The 1942-nt window shown below is 39.2% G+C and carries 2 protein-coding genes; both read left to right on the forward strand.

Annotated elements, in window-relative coordinates; genetic code table 11:
- The first annotated feature begins 634 nt into the window (after positions 1–634).
- On the forward strand, positions 635–1192 hold the full coding sequence (locus tag A8L32_RS11900) for a hypothetical protein (RefSeq protein WP_075590596.1): 558 nt from the start codon (positions 635–637) through the stop codon (positions 1190–1192).
- Positions 1193–1545: 353 nt separating this feature from the next.
- A partial coding sequence (locus tag A8L32_RS11905; RefSeq protein ID WP_158027236.1) for a glycosyl hydrolase 108 family protein occupies positions 1546–1942 on the forward strand: 397 nt, incomplete at its 3' end.

Below are 1942 nucleotides of genomic sequence, written 5' to 3' on the forward strand. Positions count from 1 at the left end.
TACTCTCCAGATACGACCTCTTTATTTCCGACAACCTCATCACCCATGTAACCACCAACCTCAATGCATCCGAAATTGAAACGCAATACGGTGCCCGTGTCCGAAGCAGACTCCGAGAAATGATGAACGTAATTTCATTTCCCGATGAGGCCATGGATAAAAGAAAGTAATTATTAAAAGTTTTGGCGTTGGCTACTGTTAATTCTAGTGCTAATGACCGCACGAATTTTAAATTATTTATAAACTAACGTTTAGGTTAAAATGAGAATTAAAACAGAAGAATGTGAGATTCCTTATCGCGGAGAGTGTTTTCCGCCTTCATGCAAAAGCGTTATGAAACGACGTAGGAGTTCATGAACACCTATTAGAATAAACCTTGGTGAATAAAATCATTAAACGAAACGTTAAGAAAGAAAAGTTGTTTGAGTGCAGCGAGTTCTTTTCTTTTAGTGCAGAGCAGTGATTTTTAGCTTTTTCATGTCAGCGGCGGCTTTTTTTGTTTCATTTTTGCAGCTGTAGGCAAAAATGAAAAGCCCTTGCGGCTCGAGCAAAGTATAATTCTATCAATTTACAAAGTGACTTTCCACTTAAAGTACCATTATACCAATATCACTATCCACTAAAAACTTAAAATATGAAAAACTCACTAGGTAAAACCCTCCTCTCCAAAGGACTACCCTTATTAGCAAACATCCTTACTGGAGGTACTGCAAAACCCGTATTTGAATTAATTCAATCGGTAACTGGTTTCAAGTTCGAAGATGAAAAACATATGGAACAAATACTTCATAATCGTCCCGACCTCATCATGAAACTCAAGGAGTTTGAAAGCAATCAAAAAGTTGAATTAGAAAAACTAGCATTACAAGAAGTCACTCTGCAGATAGAAGAAACCAAAGCCTATTTATCCGATAAACAAAGCGCTCGTAATCGAGAAGCAGCACTAACGAAAGCAACTGGCCATCGCGACTGGCTTATGATGTCTCTAGCCATAGTTATTGTACTGGGTTTCTTTGGCCTAATTGCTGTGATGATTATTGGCGACAATGCTATCAAGACAGCAAACAATGGCCCTGTAAATCAACTTTTCGGAGCCCTTGTTGCAGGCTTCAGCATGGTTCTATCCTATTTCTTTGGCTCCAGCAAAAGCTCCGCCGACAAAGACAAAACCATCGCTAACCAAAACAAATAAGGGAAGTCACCAAAAACGATATCACAACAAACCCATTCAAATAAGGGTGTCGCATTTAAAAATATACGAAGCTTCAGGTTGCGCAACCGGCATCGACAATGCAGCTTGGGCCCCACTTGTTTTAGTTGATTACAAGAAATAAAGCTGTTTGAGCGAAGCGAGTTCTTTATTTCTAATCAATAAAACATTAGTGGGTAAGTGAATGTCGCAGTCGGCGGACTCTTTGCATACTTTCTCGACTGTAGGAGAAAGTAGGAGCCTCTGTGGCTTGAGCAGACGGTAGGAAATCATTTTTTCAAATTCTAAATATGGTTGCCTTGCCATTTAACTACATCACTTCAACACGATTAAACATGAAAACATTCCACAAGCTCTTTGAAAAAGTAATCAAACACGAAGGCTATTACGCCAATGTTACCGGCGACCGCGGCGGAGAAACCTACATGGGTATTGCAAGAAACCTACACCCTCATTGGGAAGGATGGAACTTTGTGGATGCGTACAAAACAAAGCATGGTATTATCAAACACAATGAAAAAATCAACAATCCTCAATTAACCAACTTGGCAAAGGAGTTTTATAAACATACATTCTACAACAACTATAACATAGATAAGATTAATCATTATTGCCTACAAGAAATCATCTTCGACTGGTGTGTCAATAGTGGCCATTGGGGAAGCCGAAACATCCAACGTATGTTAAACAAATCGTTTAATGCCGACCTCACCATTGATGGCCTTATTGGTC

It is taken from the genome of Labilibacter marinus (assembly GCF_001659685.2).
GTDB classification, from domain to species: domain Bacteria; phylum Bacteroidota; class Bacteroidia; order Bacteroidales; family Marinilabiliaceae; genus Saccharicrinis; species Saccharicrinis marinus.